Genomic DNA, 22925 nt, shown 5'->3' on the forward strand with positions numbered 1-22925 from the left:
CCCGCCATGTCCTGCAATGTCGTTGTGACCGGGGCGACCCGGGGACTGGGGCGCGGCATCGCCCGCGCGTTTGCATCCTGCGGCGCGATGGTCGGTGTGACAGGCCGAGACGCATCAGCGCTGGCCGATGTGTGCACCGAGATCGAGGCGCACGGCGGCAAACCCTTAGCCCTTGAGTGCGACCACCGGGACGACGGTGCGGTGGCAGCAGCCTTCGCCAGAGTGCGCGACGAGATGGGCCACCTCGATATTCTCGTCAACAATGCGGCGGCAGTGTACGGGCAAGATCTGATCGCGCCCGGACCGTTCTGGGAAAAACCTCTGCGGCTGGCCGAGATGATCGAGGTCGGCCTGCGGTCCAACTATGTCGCCGCATGGTACGCAGCACCGCTGATGGCGGCAGCGGGCAAGGGGCTGATCGCAAGCATATCGTTCTATGGCGCGGTCTCGTATTTTCATGGCCCAGCCTATGGCGCAGCCAAGGCCGGAACCGACAAGATGACCGCCGATATGGCGGCTGACCTTGCACCCTATGGCGTGGCGGCGGTGTCGATCTGGCCAGGCTTCATCCTGACCGACGCGGTTCGGGCGATGCCGCCTGAGATGATACCCGACGACCTGCGCGCCATGCTGCCGACCTGGGAAACCCCCGAATTCACCGGGCTGGTGATCGATGCGCTTTACCGCGATCCCGAATTGATGCCGCTGTCCGGCCAGGCGCTGATCGGGGCAGAGCTAGGCATCCGGTACGGCATTGCAGACAATGATGGCAAGCAGCCGATATCCTATCGCGCTAGCATGGGCGCGCCGCGCATGCCCAATTCTGCAGCAACGGGAGAGCAGCCATGATCCAGGCTGTGCTTGTTGTGATGACCAAGGCGCATCCGGGGCGCGAGGCCGACATGGACGACTGGTACACCAACATCCACGTCCGCGATGCCTTGCGCTTTCGTGGTTCGATTGCCGCCGAGCGGTTTGCGCTCAGCACCGCCCAGCCGGTCGCCCTGCTCGACGGTTTCGACTGGCAGTGCCTTGCGCTTTACGACGTGTTCGACGCCGAGCGCTTTTCGCGCGAACATTGGGAGAATGCCCTCACCAACCGGATGATGGTCAGCGATGCCATCGATGACAGCGTGCTCGAGGATTATCATTACTATCCGCTGGCGTTCCGTAACCCCGATCCGGAGACGCCGCACGGCGGCGGCATCGTGCTGGAACAGTTCAACGCCACACCGGGGTCCGATGATCGCCTGCGCGCATGGTATGCCGACCATTATCTTCCGCAAGCTGTGCGGCGGACTGGCGTCCATTCCGCAGCGCTGCTGATGTTTCGCAGTTATGGCCAGATGATCCCGACCAGCCCGGCATACCACTATGTCGGCATCTACAGGGTCAACGATACTGCGGCCTGGCGGGGATGGCAGGATGCACCGATGCTCGCCCAATCGCCGGAAATCGATCCGGCGACATTGCGGATTACCCATTGGGACAGGCTGACCGCGCGATTGACGAAGGACGACGTCGCCCACCCGACATCGCAGGCACTTGCCGCCGAGGAGCGCGCCCGCGTCCATATGGGTGACCGGGTGCTGACCGGAGGCACCGAAAAGCTCGGCGCGGCGTAAAGGGTGCGGCCAATCAGCCCGCGGTGATGCCGTTGTCGGCGGTGTAGATGGCGCCGTGGACCGACCGGGCGCGGTCTGAAGCGAGGAACAGTAGAGGCTCGACAATGTCTTCGGGCTGCGACGGGGGGCGGATGCCGATGTAGCGCGCGACCAGGCTCTGGTCGGCATCCGGCGGAAACTCCAGCCTCTGCACCATCTCAGTCAGCATCCCGCCGGGAGCCAGCGCGTTGATCCGCACAGGCTGGTGCATGAATTCCATCGCCAGCGATTTCGTCAGGCTGAGCAGCGCCGCCTTGCTCGCCGCATAGGGCGCGAGATAGGCCTGGCCTGAAAACGCCGCCGTCGAGACGATGTTGACGACGTTGCCGCTGCTTGCCAGCAAATGCGGCATCGCCGCCTGGATCATGAAGAACGGTGCAGTCACGTTGATGGCAAATATCCGCGACCAGGCGTCAGTCGTGACATTGCCGAGCGCATGAAAGTTCAGGATGCCCGCTATGTTGCACAGTATGTCCAGCCTGCCATAGGCCGCAATCGCGGCATCAACCGCGCTGCTGCAGTTCTCGGCCTGCGCCAGATCGCAGGCAAGCTGACAGGAATCCTCGCCCGCCGCCGCAATGCGCCGCTGCGTTTCGGCAAGCCCTTCGGCGTTGATATCTACCATGAAGACCTGCGCGCCTTCGGCTGCGAAGCGCAGGCTCGCCGCGCGGCCCAGGCCTGATGCTGCGCCGGTGACCAGCACCACCTTGCCACTGAATTCTGGTCCGCTCATGACTGTCCTTTCGGTGGATTGGTGCCAAAGGCGCGCCCGGCTTGCGGCCGTGCAAAGATCAGGCGAATCACCAGCGCCGCCGCATCTGGACGCTGCGGCGGCGCGCGCGCAGCTGGCGTTGTCGCTCGTCCGGGGCAACGACGGGAGTATCTGCAGGCAGGTGGTCGCGCAGGGCCGCTGCTTCGATCACACGCAGCGAAGGCGCTGGCCCGCTGCTGGCGCGGGTCCAGCGCAGCATGATCGCGCCCTGCAGGTTGCCACCGGTATCGAGCCAGTTCGGCACGCCCGGATCGTCCATGGCGATGACCGCGCGAAACCGGCCATCGGTATCAATTCGCGCCTGCCCGCCGTTGAGGCTCGACTGGCGGTTCATCCAGTCGATGCTGTTCCACAGCATGTCGGAGAGCTGGACATTCCAGTAGAGAACGGTTTCGGGCAGGTCGGTTTCCAGCAGCAGGACCTGACCCTGTGTGAGATCGAACAGCCCCTGGTAATAATGCTGACCGGTCACCCCGCCCCGCCCCGCCCAGTCGTCGTGCTCCAGCAAGTTCCACAGGCCCTTGTCGCGTTGCGACTTGATGAACCCCAGCGCCATGCCGGCCAAGCGGCGGGGATAAGCGGCGAGCGCTGCCAGCCGTTCGGCAATCTCAGGCGCAGACCATTGCCGGGGTTGATGCGGCTTGTCGGTGCGTTCGATCGCGATCCGCGCCTCGCGCCCCACGCCCCAGTCATAACATGCCTGACGAAGCGAGAGCGACCGCGCGGCAGGGTCCAGCCGGTGCCAATCGCCGGACCAGTCGGCGGGTCGCTCCGCGCTCAGCAGCAGCGAAAAGCGCCCATTCTCATCGAGCGTCAGGCTGTCGAAATCCAGCGTGCCGAGCGAGGGGCCAAGCGGTTCCATCACGCCCAGCCCGCCCGCCACGATGTCGAGATGGACGAACAGGCCGCTGCCCCGCTCCCCCGACAGGACATAGCAGCCAGCGCCGTCGATCGAGGCGGCCCCGTAGATGAAATCGGGATTGGTGCCGACGCAGTTGAGATGCGTGTTCACCGCTGGCACGAAATCGGGCAGGTCGGAATCGGCAAAGGCGGTGAACCAGCCTGATGCGAGCGTTAGCAGGAACAGCCGCTCCGCCTCTGCCGCTTGTTGCGGATCATCGGGATCGGCCAGCAGCCCCAGGAGGTCGGATGTCGCACCAAGGCTGGCGACGGTTTCGTCCCAGCAGCTCACAAATAATCGCGATAGGCAGCGATATAGTCGGCATAGACGCTTTCGACCTGTTCGCGGGTGAGACCATAATCTGCCAGCTCATAGCGGTGCTGGCCGTGCTTGTCCGCAGGGTTGGCGGCCCACCAGGTGTTGACGGCGTTCTCGGTCTCGGGCGTGAAATCCATCTGCGCATGCGCATAGATGCCCCGCACCGCGGCGACCGGATCGGCGACGATATCCTTGAAACGAAGATCGTGGACCTTGATCTGCGGGTTGGCCTTTCGCCACGCCATCGACCGGACCTGCCCGTCATGCCAGAGATGCAGCAGTTCCCGGCCCAGCGCCGGGCGGTCGATGTCCGTGAAGCTCACGCAGCGGATGACCTCGATAAGCCGAGAGATCGACGCCATCACGGTGGCCGGATCGCGGTGCGGCTGTACCAGCACAGCATCAGGATAGACCGACATCAGCTCGGGCAGATGATAGGCGTGTTCCTGCACCTTCAACACCCAACGCTTGCGCGGATTCTTCCACGCCAGGTGCTGCAACCACATCCTGTGTACCCGGTAGCCAAAACTGGTGTCCGCCTCGCGATACCAGGCATAATAGCCGGGCAGGCTGAACAGCATGCTGGGATTGATCCCCTGGAACGCAGTTTCCAGCATCATGCCACATTCCTGCGGTACGCGCGCGCCGATCGGGTGCGCTTTCAGCACATCTGCCCAGGCGCCCGTGAAGTTCGCAGCAACATAGGCATCGAAGCCATCAGCGCGCGGATCGGTATCGAACGTATCCGCTTCGGGCGGCGGCGATGGTGCGGCGACCTCCCATTGCAGCGGCGTTCGCACCTGCGGATCGGCACCGATCAGCGCATGCAGGATCGACGTGCCACACCGCGGCAGACCCAGAATGAACACCGGCCGGTCGATGACGACATCGGCGATCTCGGGGTGCTCGGCGCGATCGCGGGCGATGGCTGCCAGGCGTGCAAGATTGTCCTCGAACTGCGCCAGCGCCCGCTCCCGGCCAGCGGGCGATAGACCCCTCTCGTCTTCCAGCGCGGTAAGCGCTGCAGCCAGGCCTGGGCGGGTGCCGGCAGCCATCTCGCCATCCAGGCCTGCTGTGGCCAGCATGGCGTCGGCATCAGGTCGCTGCAACATCATCGATTTCCCCTTTGTCCGCACGATGCAATGCGCGCATGGTTCGCGGCCCTATCTGTGGAAAGGTCCCGGCGAGGAAGCGGGAGGCAATCTGCACCGATGGAAACGTATGACTACATCATCGTCGGAGCGGGCTCGGCAGGTTGCGTGCTGGCCAACCGGCTGTCTGCTGATCCCCGCGCCCGCGTGCTGCTAATCGAAAGCGGGCCCGACGACAGAAGTCCATTCATCCGCATGCCGCGGGGGATCGGAAAGCTGCTCGCTCCGGGCAATCCCCATGTCTATGCCTATCCGGTGACCCCGGCAGGCAACCAGCCGCAGGAAGTGTGGCTGAAGGGCCGGACAGTCGGCGGGTCGAGCTCGGTCAACGGCATGGTCTACATGCGCGGGAGCCCGCAGGATTATGACGATTGGGCCAGCGCCGGGTGTGAAGGCTGGGGCTGGGACCGGATTGGCAAGCAGTTCATTGCTCTCGAAGACCACGTGCTTGGGGCCGGTGATGGACGCGGCGCAGGCGGACCTTTGCGGATCTCGCAGCATCCTTCGGGCAACCCGCTGTGCGATGCCATGCTGACGGCAGCGGGCGAGATGGGGGTTCCGCAGGTTGCCGATGTCAACGCGCTTGATGTCGTCGCAGATCAGGGCATGGGATATCAGACGCTCACAACCTACAAGGGGAAACGGTTTTCAGCCGCTCGCGCCTTTCTTGATCCGGTCCGCAGCCGACCCAATCTGGACATCCTGACCGGCGTTCGGGTCGAACGCATCCTTTTCGACGGCACGCGGGCCAGCGGTATTACTCTCAGCGGCCAGACGATCGGATGCCGCCGCGACATCATCCTCAGCGCTGGCGCTGTCGAAAGCCCCAAGCTACTCGAGCTCTCCGGCATTGGCGCTGGCGCCAGGCTGCAGGCGCTGGGCATCGAAACGCGGGTCGACAGCCCGCTGGTCGGCGAGAATTTGCGTGAGCATCGCTATGTTGCGCTCGACTGGAAGGTGACGCGGGGCAGTTCCAACCAGAAGCTGCAGGGGCTCGGACTGCTGGCCTCGGTTTTGCGCTACTTCCTGCTGGGTTCCGGTCCAATGACCGACGCGGCCCACGAGATCGGGGGCTTTATCAAGACCCGACCCGAGCTTGACCGACCCGACGCGCAGATTGGGTCGATGCTGGTGACCATGTCGATCGGCCCGGATGGCGCGCCATTGCTCGATCCATTCCCCGGCATGCGGCTGCTAGGCTATTTCACCCGCCCGGAGAGTCGGGGCTGGACGCATATCACCTCGCCCGATCCCGACGCCGCGCCCGAAATACATGCCAACCATTTCGCCGAGGACATCGACCGGCAGACAGCGCTCGACCTTTTCAAATGGCTGCGGCGCCTGGGTCAGCAGGCGGCGCTGGCGGGCTGGATTATCGAGGAAACCGGCAAAGGTGCCGCTGCCCGGACCGATGAGGACATCATGGCCAACCTGCTGCAGCTGGGCGGCACAAGCTTTCACATCGCAGGGACCGCCGCGATGGGTGCCGACGCCGGCAGTGTGCTGGACCCACAACTGCGCGTGCGCGGGGTCACGGGCTTGCGCGTCTGCGATACCTCGGTGATGCCGACACTCGTTTCGGGCAACACCAATGCACCCGCCATGGCCATCGCCATGAATGCGGCAGACATGATCCTCGCAGATAGGGCTTCAGCATGACCGTACCGTTTACCGATATCGCAACGCTCTACATCGACGGCCAGCATGTCGCGCCGCAGGGTGGTCACGAGGCGGTCATCAATCCGGCAACCGAGGCAGTGATCGGCCATGCGCCGGTTGCCGACAGTGCCCAGGTCGATGCGGCGATCGCTGCGGCGCGTGCGGCATTCGATCACGGCCCATGGCCGCAGATGACGATGGACGAACGCGGCGATGTGCTCGACCGGATGGTCGCGGCGCTGCGGGCTCGCCAGGCTGACATTGCGGCGCTGATCGTCGCTGAGGTCGGCTGCGCGCAGGGCATCACCCATTTGATGCAGGTCGCCAATCCGATCAACCATCTGGCATCGACGATCCGCTATGGCCGCCGCGATGAAGCTGATCGGTTGCCGATCGACATCACACCCAACATGATGATGCCCGGCGGCCCGCAAAGCATCGGTGGCACCACGGTGGTGCGTGAGCCGTTCGGTGTGGTCAGCGCGATTACCGGGTACAACTTCCCGTTCCTGCTGAACCTGGCAAAGATCGGTCCGGCGTTGATGGCGGGCTGCACCATGGTCCTCAAACCCTCGCCGTTCACGCCCTATTCGGCACTGCTGTTCGGACAGATCTGCGACGAGATCGGCCTGCCCGCAGGCGTGTTGAACATCGTCACCGGTGGCACCAGTGAAGGCCAGCTGCTGTGTACCGACCCCAGGGTCGACATGGTGACCTTCACCGGATCCGAGGGGGTTGGTGCCAGCATCATGGCGCAGGCGGCACCGACATTGAAGAAGGTGCACCTCGAACTTGGCGGCAAGTCCGCGATGATCGTGCGCCATGATGCCGATGTGCAGCGAGCCGCTGCGATGGCCGTCGGCTTCTTGTCGGTCAATGCCGGTCAGGGTTGCGCAATTCCCACGCGGCTGCTGGTCCACAACAGCATTCGCCCGGCCTTTGTCGCCGCCGCAACCGCATTTGCGGCACACATCCGGATCGGCAATGCGTCCGACCCGGCCGTCACGATGGGGCCGCTGATCCGCGAAAGCCAGCGCGCCAAGGTCGAGCATTACATTGCACTCGGCAAGGCGGCGGGGGCTACATTGGTCTGTGGTGGTGGACGACCCGCCGGGCTTGATCAGGGATTTTTCACCGATTTCACTCTGTTCGACAATGTCACAAACGACATGGCGATCGCGCAGGACGAGATTTTCGGTCCGGTCGGCTGCATCATCGGCTTCGACAGCGACGACGAGGCGGTGCAAATTGCCAACGATTCGCGCTATGGTCTCAACGGCGCGATCGAAACTGCCGATGCAGCGACAGGTTATGCCATGGCGATGCGCATCCGCACCGGCAGCGTGGCGCTCAATGGCGGCACCGGCACGATGAGCTTTGCACCAATCGGCGGCTACAAGCGTTCAGGGATAGGCCGCGAATATGGGCCGCACTGGCTGCGCGAGTATCAGCACGAAAAGTCGGTCTTCTATCCCATCGGCTGAGCGGTGACAGGGGCGGCGGTGGCGGGTCAGAGCCCCTGCGCCGTCTCCAGCACGCCTTGGGCAAAACAGTCCATCGATGCCTCGCGCTGGGCGGGAGCACCGACACCCCAGGCTAGATCGACAACCCCCACCCCGCAATCGCGGATCGCCTCGAACCTGCCCTTGAGCGTATCTGGTCCACCCACGAAATAAGGTTCGAGTATCAGCGGCACTACCGGCGGACCGCCCAGCGTTTGCTGCTGTATCTGCGCCTGCTCGGTTGCCTTTGCGCCGAAGAACGCGCCCATCTCGTCGAACGCCTGCGCATCGCTGGGCGCCGCATACGCGATGCCGCGATACAGGATATGCTCCGGCCCCGGCTGCCAGCCGGCCTTGTCGGCTTCGGCATGATAAAGCGCAACCCAGTTCCGCACGGCGTCTGGCGGCGCGAACGAAAACGCAATGCCCATCCGCCGGGTGGCGGCAAAGCGCACCGACTCATCACTGTTGCCCGATCCGAAGACCGGTGGGTGCGGCGTCTGCACCGTTCGGGGCCAGACCGAGACCGTGCTGAACTGGAACTGATCACCATCCCAGGCGAATGGCGAATCCTCTGTCCATGCCTTGATGATGAGGTCGATGCCTTCCTGCGTCATCGCGCGAGTGGAATTGGCATCGGTATCGTAGGTCTGGTGCTCGTTCGGCGTACCCCGCAAGAACAGCACGACCAGCCGCCCGCCGCTCAGCATGTCGACCATCGCCAGTTCCTCGGCCAAACGAACCGGGTTGCTCAGCGGAACCAGCGGGCCCAGCAGGGCAAGCCTGGCACGGCTGGTCACCTGCGCCAGTGCCGCCGCCATCACACAAGGGTTGGGGGTCATGATGTAAGGCGCATAATGGTGCTCCGACACGCTGACCCAGTCAAAACCCAGAGCGTCGGCCTTGCGCGCCATGGCGAGGCTGTGATTGAACGAGGCCAAGGCGACGTCGCGCTGGCAATAGGCAGCTTGCGCTGGCCAGATCTCAAGTCCTGGGGCGGGCCCATCATAGCCGACCATGCACAGACTCGATACCAGCATCGGCAATATCCCCTCATTGCGCCCTGCCGACATGATTGCCGAGCGGGCGGGCAATACGCCTATCCAAAGAAGGGCGTTGCGGTTGGCGCAGCAGCTAGCCTTGGCTCCACAAAAGAGGGGAGTGCCGGATGAACCAGACCATGACGGCGGGATCGAGCCTGAGCGCTCAGGATGAGCGAGACATTCACGCCATTCTGGTGGCCTATGGGACATCGATCGATCAACGCGATTGGAAGCGATTGCGCGCTTGCTTTTCGGAAGATTGCGAAGCGGATTACGGCAGTTTCGGCAAATGGCACGGCGCTGCGGCGGTCGCCCAGTTCATGAAGCAGGTTCACGCAGACCTCGGCGCAACGCTGCACCGGATCAGCAACATCGAAATCCGCAAGGTCGATGGTCAGGTGAGCACACGCGCCTATGTCGATGCGTTGCTGATGCCGGTCCAGAACGGCGGGCCCATCCACCGCGGGATCGGATATTATGATGACCAGCTGATCCGCACCAGCGGGGGCTGGCGCATTGCGCGGCGGCAGTTCACCCCCGTGCTGATTGATTGAGGAACGCGCGCATGACCAGCCTTTCAGGAAAGACCGCCGTGGTAACCGGCGCATCGGCGGGCATCGGCGAGGCGACCGCGCGGGCGCTGGCCGGTGCCGGCGCGCGCGTGATGCTGATTGCCCGGCGGCTCGATCGGCTGGAGGCACTGGCCGAAGACATAGGCGCAGGAGCCTGTTGCCTCGCGATCGATCTGGCTTCGGTCGATGCGGCCCAAACGATGCTGGACGCGGCCACCTCACAGCTTGGGCAGGTGGATATACTGGTCAACAATGCCGGTATCCTGCGCACCAGCCATGTCGATAGCTTCGACCTGGCCCAGCTGGAGCCGATGATCGCGATCAACTACAGCGCTGTCGTGCGCAGCAGCATCCTGTTTGCAAGGGCAATGAAGCAACGCGGCAGCGGGCAGATCGTCAACATCTCCAGCATCGGCGCCAGTTTGTCGGCATCAGGCGCCGGGGTCTATGGCAGCCTCAAGCTGGCGCTGGATCGCTTTACCGACGTGCTGCGCATAGAGCTTGCAGGCAGCGGCGTCAGGGTCGGACAGGTAGCCCCGGGCACCACATCGACCGAGATTTTCGAGGATATGAAGGCCAGGGGCCAGCCGGGATGGGATGAATACATTCCCGCCATGGTGCCGCAGGACATTGCCCGCGCCATCCTCTTCATGTGCGAGCAGACCGGGAACGCCAACGCGGCCAGAATGCACATCTATGCCACATCGGAGGGGTTTTAGGCCCAAACGCCAGTCAGTCCAGCCGCGCATAGGCCGACAGATCGAACGGCGCGAACGGCTTTCCCTCCCTTGCCTTGTTCACCCATTCGGCATCCATCAGCAGCGCCCGGCCGAGTGCCACCAGATCGAACTCCCCGGCTGTGAAACGGCGGACGACTTCATCCAGGTTGTCGATGGCTAACGTCGGCTGCGCAAAGCTTGCGGCAAGCTCCCTGTCGAACCCGATTCCGCCCACCGTGATCACCGCCTTGCCCGAAAGCCTGCGGACCCAGCCAGCCAGACCCATCTCCGATCCGGCGAATGCGGGCGTTGAAAACACACGGGTGCTGACATCGAAGATATCCACCCCGGCTTCTGACAGCGAATCCGTGATAACTGCGAGCTGTTCGGGTGTTTCGGCCAGCCTCGCCTCATAGTCCTGCAGCTTCCATTGCGAGAGCCGGAACACGATGGGGAAGCCGGGACCGACTGCGGTGCGCACCGCCTGGACGACCTCGGTCGCAAACCGCGTGCGGCGCAGAATGTCACCGCCCCAGGCATCGTTACACGTATTGGTGGCTGCCCACAGGAAACTGTCGATGAGATAGCCGTGGGCGCCATGCAGTGCGACGCCATCGAAACCCACAGCCTTGGCGTTGGCGGCACTGCGCGCAAACGCCGCAATCACGGCGACGATATCCTCGTCGGTCACGTTATAGGGGTCCAGCGAGGGCGCTTGCGGGTGTGGCGGCGTACCTTCCTGCCGGATACCGCCCATGTGCCAGAGCTGTGGCATGATCTTGCCGCCGACTGCGTGCACACCGTCCACGACTCTTCGCCAGCCGCTCAACGCGCCATGGCCGTGCAACACGGGGATATCGTGCTCACCCATCGAACCATGACCGATCGCTGCTGGGTGATCGACACCCACGCCTTCGGTGATGATCAGACCAACGCCAGCCGCTGCACGGCGTGCATAATAAGCCGCAACATTTTCACCCGGCACCCCGCCTGGCGAAAATTGCCGGGTCATCGGCGACATCACGAAGCGGTTAGCGAGGACTAGCGGACCACAAGCGAAGGGCGAAAACAGCGGAGCCAAATCGTTGCGCATCGTATCATCCGTCCCTCGACATTCTGGGGAGAGATACCGCAGCCAGCGCCGCACAAACCTTCCGCAAGGCAGGAGCGATGGCGTGTCTTCAGGCGGCAACCAGAGCCAGCGCGCTTTGCGGACAGGCATCGGCGGCTTCGCGCGCTGTTTCCTCCAGCTCGGGCGGGACCAGATCGCTCTCGACAAACACGATGCCGTTTTCGTCCAGCTTGAACACCTCGGGGCATATGTCTGCGCAGACACCATAGCCGCAACAGGCTGGCTTGTTGATGACAACCTTCAGCGTAACCTCTCCTGACATATCCACCTCCTCGATCTGTTTTGTTGGAACACAACTTACAGCTTGAACACATTTCATTCAATATGTATAACCCGACTCAACGAAAAAACTGAACCAGAGAGGATGCATCATGCTGCAGAAAACGAGCCTGGTCCTTCAGGACGGCACGACGCTGGATGATCTGATCAAGCGCGATACCAACGAGGTGTCGCTGCGGGTGATGACCGACAAAGAGCTCTACGAACATGAGATGGAGCGGGTTTTCGCAAAGACCTGGCTGTTGCTGGGCCATGAGAGCGAAATTCCGAAGGCCGGCGATTTTGTCGTGCGCGACATGGCGGAAGACAATGTCATCGTGGCGCGTGACCGCGAGGGCAATGTCAACGTATCGCTCAACGTCTGCCCGCACCGCGGGATGCGGGTCTGCTTGGGTGAGGCGGGCAACAAGCATGTCCACCAGTGCATCTACCATGGCTGGGCGTTCAAGCCCAATGGCGACTTCATCGGCGCGCCGATCGAGAAGGAGAAGATGCACGGCAACAACGTCGACAAGGCAACGCTGAACCTGAAAAAGGCGCGTGTCCACCTTTACGGCGGCCTCATCTTCGCCACCTGGAATGTCGATGGCCCCTCTTTCGACGACTTTCTGGGCGACATGAAATACTATCTGGACCAGTTGTTCTGCCGCACGGACAGCGGCCTTGAACTGCTGGGGCCCCCGCAGCGCTTCGTTATTCCATGCAACTGGAAGATCCCCGGCGAACAGTCCGGATCGGACGGCTTTCACACGCTGACCCTGCACCGTTCGCTGATGGAAGGTGGCGTGATGGGCGGCACCGCCGAGACGATCTATGATCAGGCACCCGGGATGTATGGTGTCGATGTGTCGTGCGAACAGGGCCACTCGCTGCGCTGCCTCGAGGCGGAAAAGACGTTCAAGATGTTTGCCGATGTCCCGTTCGAGGGCAAATCGGTTGAAGAGCGGCTCAACCTGCTGACGCCCCCCGGTGTGACCAAGGAGATGATCCCGCAGCTGTTCAAGAACCTGTCTGCCGATCAGGTCGAGCAGCTGGCAACCATTCCGCCGCAGGTTGGCGGCATGTTCCCCAACATCTTGCTGGCCTTTATCTTCGCCCCCCGCACCGATGGCGGAGCATCGGGCGCACTGGCTCTGCACACCTATGTGCCCAAGGGTCCCGACAAGGTTGAGTTCGTCAACTTCATCTTCGCCGAGAAGGATGCGCCCGAGCAGATGAAGCGCGACATGCTGCAGAATGCCGTCCAGCAGACCGGCACATCGGGCACGATCGAGCAGGACGATGCCGATGTGTGGCCTGTCATCATGCGCAATGCGCGTGGTGGCGTGAGCAAGCACATGACGCTGAAATACCAGGCCCTGCACGGCCATGAACGCCCCGAGGGCTGGAAGGGCGAAGGCCTGCTCTATCCCGGCTTCACCAAGGACGACACCCAGTGGAACTGGTGGCTGGCCTACCACAAGCTGATGAGCGAAGCCTGAGCATCACGGGGAAACACGATCATGACCACAACCAGATCCACTGCCGCTCCCGATCAGACCACCATCCTGCGTGGGCTGGTGTCCAGGGCCCGGGTTCCGCTCGGCTCGGCGATCTACAATCGGTTGCTCGAGACTTTGTACGATGAAGCTGCCGCGCTCGACGAACGGCGTTTCGACGACTGGGTCGCGATGCTGGAGCACGACCTTGTCTACACCGCACCGATCCGCCTGACCCGTACCGGCCCCAACCGTGACCGCGATGTCATGCGCACCATGTACCATTTCCATGAGGACTACGGATCGATCCTGATGCGGACCGGCCGCCTGCAGAAAAGCGCCTGGGCAGAAGATCCGCCATCGCGTTGCCGCCGGTTCGTCACCAACGTGCGCGTTGGTGAATGCGAGACCGCAGGCGAATACGAGGTTGTCAGCTATCTGTTCCTCGAACGCAGCCGTGGCGACAATCCGGAGAACGAACGGATGACTGCGGAACGTCGGGATGTGTGGCGTGAGGTCGATGGTGCCTACAAGCTCGCCCGGCGCGAGATCATCGTCGACCAGTCGGTGCTGGGCATGTCGAACTTTGCGGTGTTCCTCTAACGATCATGTCCGCAGCAAGCGCCCCTCATGTTGTCGTCGTCGGAAGCGGACTGGCCGGGTTCGGGGTACTGCGCGAACTGCGCAAGCTCTCGCCTGAAGCCAGGCTGACGATGGTGACGCTGGAGGACGGGCATTTTTATTCCAAGCCGGCCCTGTCGACAGCGCTGGCCAAGGGCAAGACAGCGGAAACGCTGGTGACATCCCCTGCCGAAAAGATGATCGCGCAACTAAAGCTTGATGGGCGCATCGGACGCGAAGCGGAAGCGATCGACCGGGCCGGCAAGGCGTTGTGCACCACCGGCGGCCCCATTCCCTATGACGCGCTGATCCTGGCGACAGGAGCCGTGCCGATCCGCCCGCAGATTGCAGGCGATGCTGCCCATCGCGCGATCTGCGTCAACCAGCTCGGCCATTACGAGCGGTTCCGCAAGGAATTGCCTGACGGCGGGACCGTTCTGGTCATGGGCGCGGGCCTGGTCGGAACAGAGTTCGCCAATGACCTCGCTACCAGCGGCTTCACCCCGGTTGTCGTCGATATGTTGGCAATGCCGCTTGGCAGGCTGGTGCCTCCAGCCGTCGGGCAGCAGGTGCGCGACCGGCTGGTGGCGGCGGGCGTGACCTGGCATCTTGGCCGCAAGGTGGTGGCGATCGATTACCGCCAGCCCGGCCCCGGTTATAGCGTGACGTTGGATGATGGAACGCAGATCGCAGTCGATCTGGTGCTGTCGGCGGTCGGGCTTGCCCCTGACATCGCGCTGGCCCGCGAGGCCGGACTGGACACCGGCGCTGGCATCAAGGTCGATGATTGCGGCCGCACCAGCGATCCACACATCTTTGCATTGGGCGATTGCGCTCAATACCAGCATGGCCTGTCGGCGTATGTCATGCCCATCATGGCCGCTGCGCGGGCGATTGCCGCGACTGCGCTTGGCACGCCCACCAGCATCCGGTTCCCGCCACTTTCGGTGCAGGTCAAGACAACGTTGTTGCCGATCAATCTGCTGCCGCCTCCCTTATCCGTCGAAGGGGTCTGGACGCTTCTGGAAGACGATGCGGAAGGCAGTTGCCATGTCTACGTCGACGCGGCGGGAAGAGAGCATGGCTACGTGCTGACAGGGAACAAATGCGGTCAACGCACGCAAATGGATCAAAGGGTGGGAGAGTTCGCATGAGCGGTTTGCTCGAAGGCAAGGTTGCCATCGTTACCGGCGGCGCCAAGGGTCTGGGCCACGGCATCTCGCGAGCCCTTGCGAAGGAGGGTGCATCGCTGTTGATCAGCGGGCGAGATGGTGCTGCAACCGCCAAGGTTGCGACGGAGATCGAGCGGGACTTTGGCACAAAGGCCATCGGCATCGCTGCGGATTCCGGCGTCAAGGAAGACGTGGTTGGAATGGTGCAGCAGGCGGTCGATACCTTCGGCGGTCTCGACATTCTGGTCAACAATGCCTCGCTGCTCTCGGCAGGCGTATTGCTGGAACATAAGACCGACGAGATGCTGCGCCGTACACTGGAGATCGGCATATGGGGCAACTGGTGGGCGATGCAGGCGGCATTCCCGCACATGAAGGCGCGTGGAGGAGGCTCCGTCATCAATTTCAGTTCGATCGACGCGCAGACCGGCGCCTGGCTGCACAGCGATTACAACATAAACAAGCTGGGCATTGTGGGGCTGACCCGCAGCGCGGCGGTGGAATGGGGTCGGTACAATATCAGGGTGAACGCGATTGCGCCGACTGGCCTGGGGCAGGTGTTTGCCAAGCTGGTCGACGAGGTCCCCGGCTTCATGGAAACTGTCGTCGCCTCCAATCCGCTCAAGCGCGCCGGCGATCCCGAAAAGGATATCGGCCCGGTCGTGGTGTTCCTGGCATCGGACATGGCGCGTTTCGTTACCGGCGAGATGATCAACGTCGATGGCGGACAGAACCTTCCCGGCTATGTCAGCGTCCCGCATAACCTGGAAGAACTCGAAGGAAGCGCAGCATGAGGCTGATCGCCACCGAGATCGAGCCCGAGCCCGCCCCCGAGGTGGAGCTGTCACCCAGCGTGATCCGCATCATGAGCGGGGCGCTCGATGCGATTGCCAGCCGCGGCGTCAAACGCCTGTCGATGAGCGACATCATCGATGCCAGCGGAGTTTCGCGCGGAACCGTGTATCGCTACTTTTCTAACAAGGACGAGGTCCTTGTCGCGGTGGCGGAATATGTCTGCGTCGGCTTCGAGACAGGGATCCGCGAAGCAGGAGCTGGCATCGACGACCCGATGGAGCGTTTCAAGGCGGTGATGCGGTTCTATGGTCGCTATACCAACGAGAATTCGCCCGATCGGGTGTTCGAGGTCGAGCCCGCCTTCCACCTGTCGTTTTTTCGCAGCCGCTTCACCCGCTACAAACAGGCGGTGCTCGATGCGCTCGAACCTAGCTTCGACTATCTCGACGGGCTGCTGGACGAAGCGATCAACCGGGATGCCATCGTCGAGACGCTGGTGCGAAGCCAATTGAGCACGCTGCTGGTACCGGCCAGTCCGGAATGGAACCGCCTGTGGGATGACACCGCAGAAAACATCGAAAAATGGGCACTCAGGATTGCCGCGACATACGCCCAAAACTCGGCACGGAAAGGAAGCAACAATGGCTAGTCTAGCAATGATCAAGACCGAAGAGTTCTCCACGTTTGCCGATAAGGCTACTGCAGATGCCATGGTGGCCAAGGCCAAGGAACTGCGGCCGCTGTTGATGGAGCAGGCCAAAGACGGCGAGATGCAGCGTTCTCCCACCAAGCTGGTCGAGAAAGCGCTGTTCGATAACAAGATCCTCTATGCCCTGCTGCCCAAGCGGCTGGGCGGCGTCGGCCTCTCTCTCACCGATTTTTGCCGCATGCAGATCGAGATCGCCAAGGGTGACCCCGCGATCAGCTGGGTGGTGCAGATCATCAACGGGACCAGCTGGGTGACGAGCCTTGCTCCAGACAGCGTGCAGGATATCGTTTTTGCCAACGGCCCGACCACGGTTTGCGGCGCTTACAACCCCCCGGGCAAGGCCCGCAAGGTCGATGGTGGCTGGATCATCAACGGGGCCTGGCCATATACCTCCGGCTCACGCCAGTCGGTCTGGGCCCAGCAGGGTGTCGTGCTCGAAGGATATGAAGGCCCCGTCGTCCCCGGGATCAGCATGTGCTACATTCCCTTCAAGGACCTCACGATCAAGGACAGCTGGTATGTCACCGGCATGCAGGGCACCGGGTCGGACACCAGCATCGCCACCGATGTCTTCATCCCCGACGCCCAGATGGTGCTAATGGATGAGCGCGCCGGCCAGATCGATCGCACCAAGCGCAACTTTGGTGCGCCAACCGATCTTCTTCCCGTTGTTCCGGTGGTCCGCACCACTGGCATCGCCCAGTTGATCGGCGCGGTCGAAGCGATGCTCGAGATCGTCACCGGCGAATCGAAAAAGCCCGTGCTGACCACGACGATCGGCCCACGCACTGGTTCTGGCTCGTATATGCGCGATCTCGGTGAAGCGGCTGCCAAGCTGGATACCGCCAAGCTGATCCTGTTCCACCTGGTCGGCGAGCTCGACAATGTCGCGCGCGGCGAGATGGAACTTACCCTGGCGGACAAGGCCCGCCACCGCGCGCAGTGTGCACAGATGATCACCTTGGTGCACGGCGCCTCGGAATCGCTGATGTTCCAGGCGGGATCGTCCGCATTCTCGACTGAAAAGCCGATCAGCCGCTACTGGAAGGACGTCTCGATGGGGCTGCGCCACATCCAGAACATCCCGACCATCGGCTATGAAATATACGGACGCAACATTGCCGGCGGCGACATGATCTCGCCACCGGGAGCCTTCTAATCGGGCATCAGCCGGTGCCGGAAAAACGCGAGTATCTCATCCCGTGCCTGAACGGTGGGCTGTCCAGCCTCATCGATCAGGTGCAGGGTGACGACGCTGTGCGGCGTCTTGAGCGGGGCATTGGGGTTGGCCGCTGAATCGGGCAGCACTTTGCCAATGAAGCGATCGCCCAGCGCATTTTGGAACGCGGCAAACCGCTCGGCGCGGCAGAAGCTGTCGCCGTCGAAGCGATAACCGAGCACGGTCAGGTCTTCCGCCTCCATCCGCGCCTTGACCGCCGCGAGGTCTGCAGGGTCGATCGCCATACCGGCCGGGTTGTTGAGCGGCAGCGATGGCTGCGACATGACCGGCGCGAGCATCGCCTTTTCGAGCATCATCGACAGCGCGAAATTGCCGGTAAAGCACATGCCGATCGCGCCTGCTCCCTTGCCGCCGCATTCGCCATGCGCCTGCGCCGCCAACGCCCTCAGCCACTGCACGACGGGGCTGGTGTCGTTGCTGGCAAACGCCCTGAACTCGCGGCTGATGCAGACGCGGGCCAATGTGAGCATCGCCTTGCCGCTGCCCGGCAGCACGCCGTCCTCGCCGAACAGCGAGGGCATATACACGGTAAAGCCGGCATCACGCACCCAGCGGGCAAAGCGCGCCACATACGGGCTGATCCCCGGAATTTCGGTCATCACAATGACCGCGGGACCAGTGCCGGCGACGTAGACCCGCTTGGTCCTGCCCATCAGCGTAATCTGACGGATTTCGAAATCATCGAGGGGATCGCGCCGGCCCGGGTCTAAACTCGCCATGCAGACACCTCTTCAATCAAAGGATGCGGCATGCCTCGTCGAAGGGCAGCCGTGGATTGCGCGGATATACACTGTCTTTACGGCCATAGCCCAAAGTGCAAATGAAATTGGCCTGCCAGAGCCCATCGGGGAAGAATTCTGCGTTGAGCGCAGTGGCATCGAACCCAGACATCGGCCCGCAGTCGAGCCCGAGCGCGCGCGCGGCGATGATCATGTACGCGCCCTGCAGCGGCACGTTGCGCGCCAGAAGATCAGCGATAACCGCGTCTTTCCCTTCGAACACCGACTTGAAATCGCGCGACGGAAAGAGCGTGAGCATCTGGTCGAAAAAGCGGGTGTCGGCGGCAATGATCACGGTAACGGGTGCAGATTCGACCTTGGCGATATTGCCGGCATTGACGCAGGCGAGAAGCCGCGCCCTTGCCTGCTCCGAGGTCACGAAGACGAAACGCGCCGGGCAGCTGTTGGCAGCCGTGGGCCCCCATTTCAGCTGATCATACAGTTGGTGCAGCAGTGGCTCGGGCACCGGGCGTTCCTGATAGGCGTTGAAAGTGCGCGCCGAGCCGAACAACGCCGCCAAGTCCATGCCGTCAATCCCAAGCCAGCGGCAGTGTCTCCGGCTGCAAAATCCCCCCGGTATGCGTCTTGACGGTGCACCCATCCTGGATGCGGAAGGGCGGGATCGCAGCCAGGAACTCCTCCAGCGCGATCCGCATTTCCCGGCGCGCCAGATGCATGCCGACGCACAGGTGCGGCCCATAGCCAAAGCTGAGATAGCGAGACTTGCGGCCCAGTATGACCTTGTCGGCATCGGGATATTCTTCCGGATCGCGCCCCGCCAGGCTGGTCGGCATCGCGATCTTGTCCCCCGGCTGGAAAGTCACCCCGCCGATCGTCACTTCGCGGCTGCAGGTGCGGAAGGTTGTGACCGCCGGATACGCGCGCATCATCTCCTCGATCGCATCGGGGATCATCGCCGGCTTGGCGCGCAGCATTGCCTGGTCTTCAGGGTGGGTGGCCAGATGACGGAACTGCCACGCCATGTTGGTCGAGACGGTATCCATGCCGCCGATAAACAAGTTGAAGGTGAACCCGACCAGTTCGTCATCGGTCAGCGGCCTCCCATCGATCGGCATCGTCACGCCGTAGCTGATCAGGTCGTCGCGCGGATTGGCCTTGCGATCAGCGATCTCGCCCCGCAGATAATCGACCACCTTGCGCGTGCTGGCTGCGATGACCGCCAGGTCGTTGGTGTGGAGCAGCCCCATTTCCCATTCGAGAAACTCCGCCGTCATCTCCTGCGGCAGCCCCATCAGTTCAAGGAACACCTTGATCGGAAACTCGAATGCAAACTCACCCATGAATTCGCAGGACCCCCTGGCCTTGATCGCGGTGCAATAGTCGCGCGCATAGTCACGGATCTTGCGGTCCAGCTTGTTCATCTCCTTGGGCGAAAACAGCGGGTTCACCCATTTGCGGTACAACCCGTGCATGGGCGGGTCGGTTTCGGCCGGCAGCGAGCTCCAGCTTTCACCCACCAGCAGCGCAAAGGGCGCAAAATCCTTGTTGGAGAAGCTTTCGGTATCGTAATAGATCGCCTGCAGGTCCTTGACCCGTCGCACGATCCAGGCCGGCGTTCCGCCCGGATAGGCATCGAGCGCATAGAAGATCGGCGGCATTGTGCGGTGAATTTCGGGAATCATGCGATCGAAGGGGTTTTCCTCGACCAATCCGCCCATCTTTATCGGATAGTCGCGCACCAGATCGGCAGGCACATGCGGCGGAGCCTCGGTTACCTGTACACCCAGCATAAAAACCTCGTCTGTTGTCGATTTGTCCTATTGCCGTCTTGGCAGCTAAGGTGGCGCGCGGACCTGCTAAAGGATAGGTGAGCGACAACAATGTATTGCGGCGCCTACCTCCGGCAACTGTCCATTCGCGTTCCTGCCCGGCCATACCGCACGACAGGTTTTCGGTCGGGCAAAACCGTCTGAAACAGGCTTGCCATCTGTCCCAACCAGAAAGCCACAGCATGACCGTAAAGCTAGACCCGCTCGACCAGATGGTCGCCGATTATTCGCTGGTGACCAACGGCTATGCCGGCAAGGCTCCGAACAACCCCTATCCCATGCTCGCCGAAAAGCGGTCTACCTGCCCGGTGATGCACGGCGATATCCTGCAGCAGCACCAGGTGCCGAGCATGGCCGATTACATGATGACCGGCAGGCCCATCGTCAGCCTGTTCCGCTACAAGGACATTCACGCGGTACTGATGAACCCTGCTGACTGGCAGAGCTACATCGTCGGGGACGGGTTCGGCGCAGCAGTCGACAACATGCTGCTCACCGCGATGGACGGAAGCGAGCATGGCGCATTCCGCTCAACCCTGCAAAAGCCGTTCATGCGCCCGCAGATCCGCAAGCTCATCGATACTTTGATCCGTCCGGTGGTGATGAACGATTTCGTCAACCGATTGCGCCCCAACGGCAAGGCCGATCTGTTGCGCGAATTCGCGCTGCCGTTCCCGATCCGCGCGATCTATGCCTATTTCGGCTTTCCAGATGACAAGGATCTGCTCGCCAACCTTGCCAGCTGGGCAATCCAGGTAGTGGCAGCGCCGCAGTCCGACCCAGAGCTTGCAAAGATCACGGTGCCGCAGTCGATGGTTGCGGGACAGTCCATGTACGACACATTGCTGCCCGTGGTGCAGGCCTATCGCGCCCGCGGCGAGATGCGCGAAGACATATTGGGCTACATGATGCAGACGCAGCATGAGGGCCAGATGTTCACCGACGAAGAGATCACCGCCTATATCCGCATGCTGCTGCTTGCTGCGGGTGAGACGACGACGCGCAGCTTTGCCAACATGATGGTGCAACTGCTCGAAAATCCGGATGTACTCGAAGAGGTGCGACAGGATCGCACGTTGATCGCAAAGGCTGTGACCGAAACAATGCGCCGTGATCCTACGGCGGGCGCCTTGGGGCGGATTGCCGCGCGGGACATGGAGATTGACGGCATCACTATCCCCAAGGGAACCGCCGTGCTTCTGGCAATCACCGCCGCCAACCGCGATCCGCAAGTGTATGAAGCCCCTGACCGACTGTGGCTCAAGCGTCCGATGCGGCCGTTGCTGAGTTTTGGTTTCGGCCCGCACATGTGTATGGGAATGCACATGGCACAGGCCGAGATGGAGGTCGCCCTTGATGCGATGCTGGACCTCCCAAATCTGCGATTTGATCCGGCGTTTCCACATCCTGAAATTAGGGGCCTCAACCTGCGCGGACCGGACGCCATCCATGTCCTTTGGGACGCGTGATGTCAGGAAGAGCAAGATGGAAGGCAGGGCAACGCCTGCCGTCTGGTAAGGCCCACGCTTGTCTTTTCGGCTTTTTTGCAGTTAGGCTAAGGACCTCTATAGTTGCCACCCGCGGTGTAAGAAGATTTTGATCCGGGTGTGCGAGTGACCGAGTGAGGCCTTCTGTAAGGCCTTTGGTTGCGGCACTGCCGAACCGCTGGCCGGTATGGTGATCCGCGGATCAGATCCAATTCTCATTGGCGAGCTGTATCGCTCGCGCTCGCTGACATACATGCCGCTGTGCTCACCCTCGCTGAGGGAGGCGATGCATCTAGCTTCGCTGACTCGCGTGACTATGAGTTGGTCACCCCCGGCGATCCGAGGTTCCTCCCGGAGAAGCAGCATGCGGTGACCATGCCAAGATTCGCGGGGAGATGCGCGAGATTGCCGCTCAGCGCCGCCGCTTCGGTCCCCGACGTGTCGCCGTCATACTCGAACGCAAGGTCCACGTGATAAACCCTAAGAAGCTCTAACGACTCTATCGCGAAGAGGGCTTGTCGGTGCGGCGACGGCGCAGTCGCAAGCGGGCACGCGGCAGTCGGACGCCGATGCCTGTGCCGGTGCGTCCGAACGATCGCTGGTAGATGGACTTTGTGGCAGACAGCTTCGGCAAGTCACGTAGGCTGCGCATCCTGGCGATCAACGATGACGCCTGCCGTGAGAAACTGTGCTTGCTAGGCGCCACCAGCATCTCTGGCGCTCGGGTTGCCCGGGAGCTGGACACGCTGGTGCTGCTCTATGGCAAACCGGCTTGCATCATCAGCACGATTGGACGGAGTTTACGAGCCGGGCAATTCTGAGGTAGGCGAGCGAGAACCGGGTCGAGTGGCACTGCATCGATCCAGGCAAGCCGCAGCAGAATGCGTTCATTAAATCGTTCAACGGTTCACTGCGCGACGAGCTGCTCAACGAGGAGCTGTCCGACAGACTTGCCGATGCCCAGCGAAAGCTGGCGGTCTGGCGCTACGACCACAACAACGTCAGGCCACACTTATCCCTGGGGAACCGCACGCCCGCACAAGCTCGCCGGCGTGCGAGCACGAATATCAAACCGGCAGACTCTTGTTATGACTGTGGGATCAGCGGGGGGCAGATCGCCAGGCACACGAGGGAGCCGGAGA

The 22925-nt window shown here is 62.3% G+C and carries 22 protein-coding genes and 1 pseudogene; 14 read left to right on the plus strand and 9 right to left on the minus strand.

Translation table 11 applies throughout. The annotated features are described in order from the left end of the window. Nucleotides 1–6 precede the first annotated feature (6 nt). Nucleotides 7–849: an SDR family NAD(P)-dependent oxidoreductase gene (locus BSY18_RS13280; RefSeq protein WP_054135532.1), complete on the plus strand. Its 843-nt coding sequence runs from the start codon at nt 7–9 to the stop codon at nt 847–849. Further along, nucleotides 846–1625, plus strand: a complete 780-nt coding sequence (locus BSY18_RS13285; RefSeq protein WP_054135533.1) for a hypothetical protein — start codon at nt 846–848, stop codon at nt 1623–1625. Before BSY18_RS13280 ends, BSY18_RS13285 begins: the two co-directional genes overlap by 4 nt. Nucleotides 1626–1638: 13 nt before the next feature. On the opposite strand, the gene BSY18_RS13290 is transcribed toward BSY18_RS13285, so the two are convergent. The 3 genes from BSY18_RS13290 to BSY18_RS13300 all read right to left on the minus strand — a co-directional run bounded on the left by BSY18_RS13290 (nt 1639) and on the right by BSY18_RS13300 (nt 4770). Next, on the minus strand, nt 1639–2397 hold the full coding sequence (locus BSY18_RS13290) for an SDR family NAD(P)-dependent oxidoreductase (RefSeq protein ID WP_054135534.1): 759 nt from the start codon (nt 2395–2397) through the stop codon (nt 1639–1641). A gap of 67 nt (nt 2398–2464) precedes the next feature. Next, the gene (locus BSY18_RS13295; RefSeq protein ID WP_054135535.1) at nt 2465–3628 is read right to left on the minus strand and encodes a DUF1214 domain-containing protein; all 1164 of its coding nucleotides are present in this window, start codon (nt 3626–3628) and stop codon (nt 2465–2467) included. Then, nucleotides 3625–4770 carry a sulfotransferase family protein gene (locus BSY18_RS13300; protein ID WP_054135536.1) on the minus strand — a complete coding sequence of 382 codons (1146 nt, stop codon included), beginning with the start codon at nt 4768–4770 and terminating at the stop codon, nt 3625–3627. Before BSY18_RS13300 ends, BSY18_RS13295 begins: the two co-directional genes overlap by 4 nt. Before the next feature lie 96 nt (nt 4771–4866). Between BSY18_RS13300 and BSY18_RS13305 the strand changes: the two genes are divergently transcribed. Both BSY18_RS13305 and BSY18_RS13310 read left to right on the plus strand, forming a co-directional pair. Next, nucleotides 4867–6465, plus strand: coding sequence for a GMC family oxidoreductase (locus tag BSY18_RS13305; protein ID WP_069050856.1), 1599 nt, complete (start codon nt 4867–4869; stop codon nt 6463–6465). Beyond that, nucleotides 6462–7949, plus strand: a complete 1488-nt coding sequence (locus tag BSY18_RS13310; protein WP_054135538.1) for an aldehyde dehydrogenase family protein — start codon at nt 6462–6464, stop codon at nt 7947–7949. Before BSY18_RS13305 ends, BSY18_RS13310 begins: the two co-directional genes overlap by 4 nt. A 26-nt stretch (nt 7950–7975) precedes the next feature. Here the strand turns inward: BSY18_RS13310 and BSY18_RS13315 are convergent, their stop codons facing one another. Continuing rightward, entirely contained in the window at nt 7976–9007 is a 1032-nt protein-coding gene (locus BSY18_RS13315; protein ID WP_171900236.1) for an LLM class flavin-dependent oxidoreductase, read from the minus strand. Nucleotides 9008–9135: 128 nt separating this feature from the next. On the opposite strand from BSY18_RS13315, the gene BSY18_RS13320 reads away from it, so the two are divergent. After that, nucleotides 9136–9564 carry a nuclear transport factor 2 family protein gene (locus BSY18_RS13320; RefSeq protein ID WP_231684003.1) on the plus strand — a complete coding sequence of 143 codons (429 nt, stop codon included), beginning with the start codon at nt 9136–9138 and terminating at the stop codon, nt 9562–9564. Between the two features lie 11 nt (nt 9565–9575). Further along, the gene (locus tag BSY18_RS13325; RefSeq protein WP_054135540.1) at nt 9576–10301 is read left to right on the plus strand and encodes an SDR family oxidoreductase; all 726 of its coding nucleotides are present in this window, start codon (nt 9576–9578) and stop codon (nt 10299–10301) included. Between the two features lie 13 nt (nt 10302–10314). On the opposite strand, the gene BSY18_RS13330 is transcribed toward BSY18_RS13325, so the two are convergent. Both BSY18_RS13330 and BSY18_RS13335 read right to left on the minus strand, forming a co-directional pair. Continuing rightward, nucleotides 10315–11394: an oxidoreductase gene (locus BSY18_RS13330; protein WP_054135541.1), complete on the minus strand. Its 1080-nt coding sequence runs from the start codon at nt 11392–11394 to the stop codon at nt 10315–10317. 88 nt (nt 11395–11482) lie between these two features. Continuing rightward, the gene (locus tag BSY18_RS13335) at nt 11483–11695 is read right to left on the minus strand and encodes a ferredoxin (RefSeq protein WP_054135542.1); all 213 of its coding nucleotides are present in this window, start codon (nt 11693–11695) and stop codon (nt 11483–11485) included. A gap of 109 nt (nt 11696–11804) precedes the next feature. Here BSY18_RS13335 and BSY18_RS13340 point away from each other — a divergent pair, with 109 nt between their 5' ends. The 6 genes from BSY18_RS13340 to BSY18_RS13365 are packed head-to-tail and all read left to right on the plus strand — an operon-like array spanning nt 11805 to nt 17646. Then, entirely contained in the window at nt 11805–13193 is a 1389-nt protein-coding gene (locus BSY18_RS13340; RefSeq protein ID WP_054135543.1) for an aromatic ring-hydroxylating dioxygenase subunit alpha, read from the plus strand. A gap of 21 nt (nt 13194–13214) precedes the next feature. Beyond that, nucleotides 13215–13793 (plus strand): aromatic-ring-hydroxylating dioxygenase subunit beta, encoded by a 579-nt coding sequence (locus BSY18_RS13345; protein ID WP_054135544.1) that lies wholly within the window; start codon nt 13215–13217, stop codon nt 13791–13793. Nucleotides 13794–13798: 5 nt separating this feature from the next. Next, nucleotides 13799–14965, plus strand: a complete 1167-nt coding sequence (locus BSY18_RS13350; RefSeq protein ID WP_054135545.1) for an NAD(P)/FAD-dependent oxidoreductase — start codon at nt 13799–13801, stop codon at nt 14963–14965. Continuing rightward, nucleotides 14962–15777 carry an SDR family NAD(P)-dependent oxidoreductase gene (locus BSY18_RS13355; RefSeq protein ID WP_054135546.1) on the plus strand — a complete coding sequence of 272 codons (816 nt, stop codon included), beginning with the start codon at nt 14962–14964 and terminating at the stop codon, nt 15775–15777. Before BSY18_RS13350 ends, BSY18_RS13355 begins: the two co-directional genes overlap by 4 nt. Further along, nucleotides 15774–16427: a TetR/AcrR family transcriptional regulator gene (locus tag BSY18_RS13360; protein ID WP_054135547.1), complete on the plus strand. Its 654-nt coding sequence runs from the start codon at nt 15774–15776 to the stop codon at nt 16425–16427. The genes BSY18_RS13355 and BSY18_RS13360 overlap by 4 nt, the downstream gene beginning before the upstream one ends. Further along, nucleotides 16420–17646, plus strand: coding sequence for an acyl-CoA dehydrogenase (locus BSY18_RS13365; protein WP_054135548.1), 1227 nt, complete (start codon nt 16420–16422; stop codon nt 17644–17646). Before BSY18_RS13360 ends, BSY18_RS13365 begins: the two co-directional genes overlap by 8 nt. On the opposite strand, the gene BSY18_RS13370 is transcribed toward BSY18_RS13365, so the two are convergent. From BSY18_RS13370 to BSY18_RS13380, 3 genes are read right to left on the minus strand one after another with little or no spacing between them, the layout of a single operon-like run. Then, complete coding sequence (locus BSY18_RS13370; RefSeq protein ID WP_054135549.1) at nt 17643–18446, minus strand: dienelactone hydrolase family protein; 804 nt, start codon at nt 18444–18446, stop codon at nt 17643–17645. The two genes, BSY18_RS13365 and BSY18_RS13370, sit on opposite strands and share 4 nt — an antisense overlap. Nucleotides 18447–18462: 16 nt before the next feature. Next, on the minus strand, nt 18463–19032 hold the full coding sequence (locus BSY18_RS13375; protein WP_054135550.1) for a malonic semialdehyde reductase: 570 nt from the start codon (nt 19030–19032) through the stop codon (nt 18463–18465). A gap of 4 nt (nt 19033–19036) precedes the next feature. Continuing rightward, nucleotides 19037–20257, minus strand: coding sequence for a cytochrome P450 (locus tag BSY18_RS13380; RefSeq protein ID WP_054135551.1), 1221 nt, complete (start codon nt 20255–20257; stop codon nt 19037–19039). A gap of 221 nt (nt 20258–20478) precedes the next feature. On the opposite strand from BSY18_RS13380, the gene BSY18_RS13385 reads away from it, so the two are divergent. Together BSY18_RS13385 and BSY18_RS13395 are read left to right on the plus strand one after the other, a co-directional pair. Beyond that, the gene (locus BSY18_RS13385; protein WP_083231455.1) at nt 20479–21765 is read left to right on the plus strand and encodes a cytochrome P450; all 1287 of its coding nucleotides are present in this window, start codon (nt 20479–20481) and stop codon (nt 21763–21765) included. Between the two features lie 389 nt (nt 21766–22154). After that, a pseudogene (locus tag BSY18_RS13395) lies at nt 22155–22834 on the plus strand (integrase core domain-containing protein); the annotation flags it as partial. Nucleotides 22835–22925: the final 91 nt, after the last annotated feature.

The organism is Blastomonas sp. RAC04, assembly GCF_001713435.1.
GTDB lineage: Bacteria > Pseudomonadota > Alphaproteobacteria > Sphingomonadales > Sphingomonadaceae > Blastomonas > Blastomonas fulva.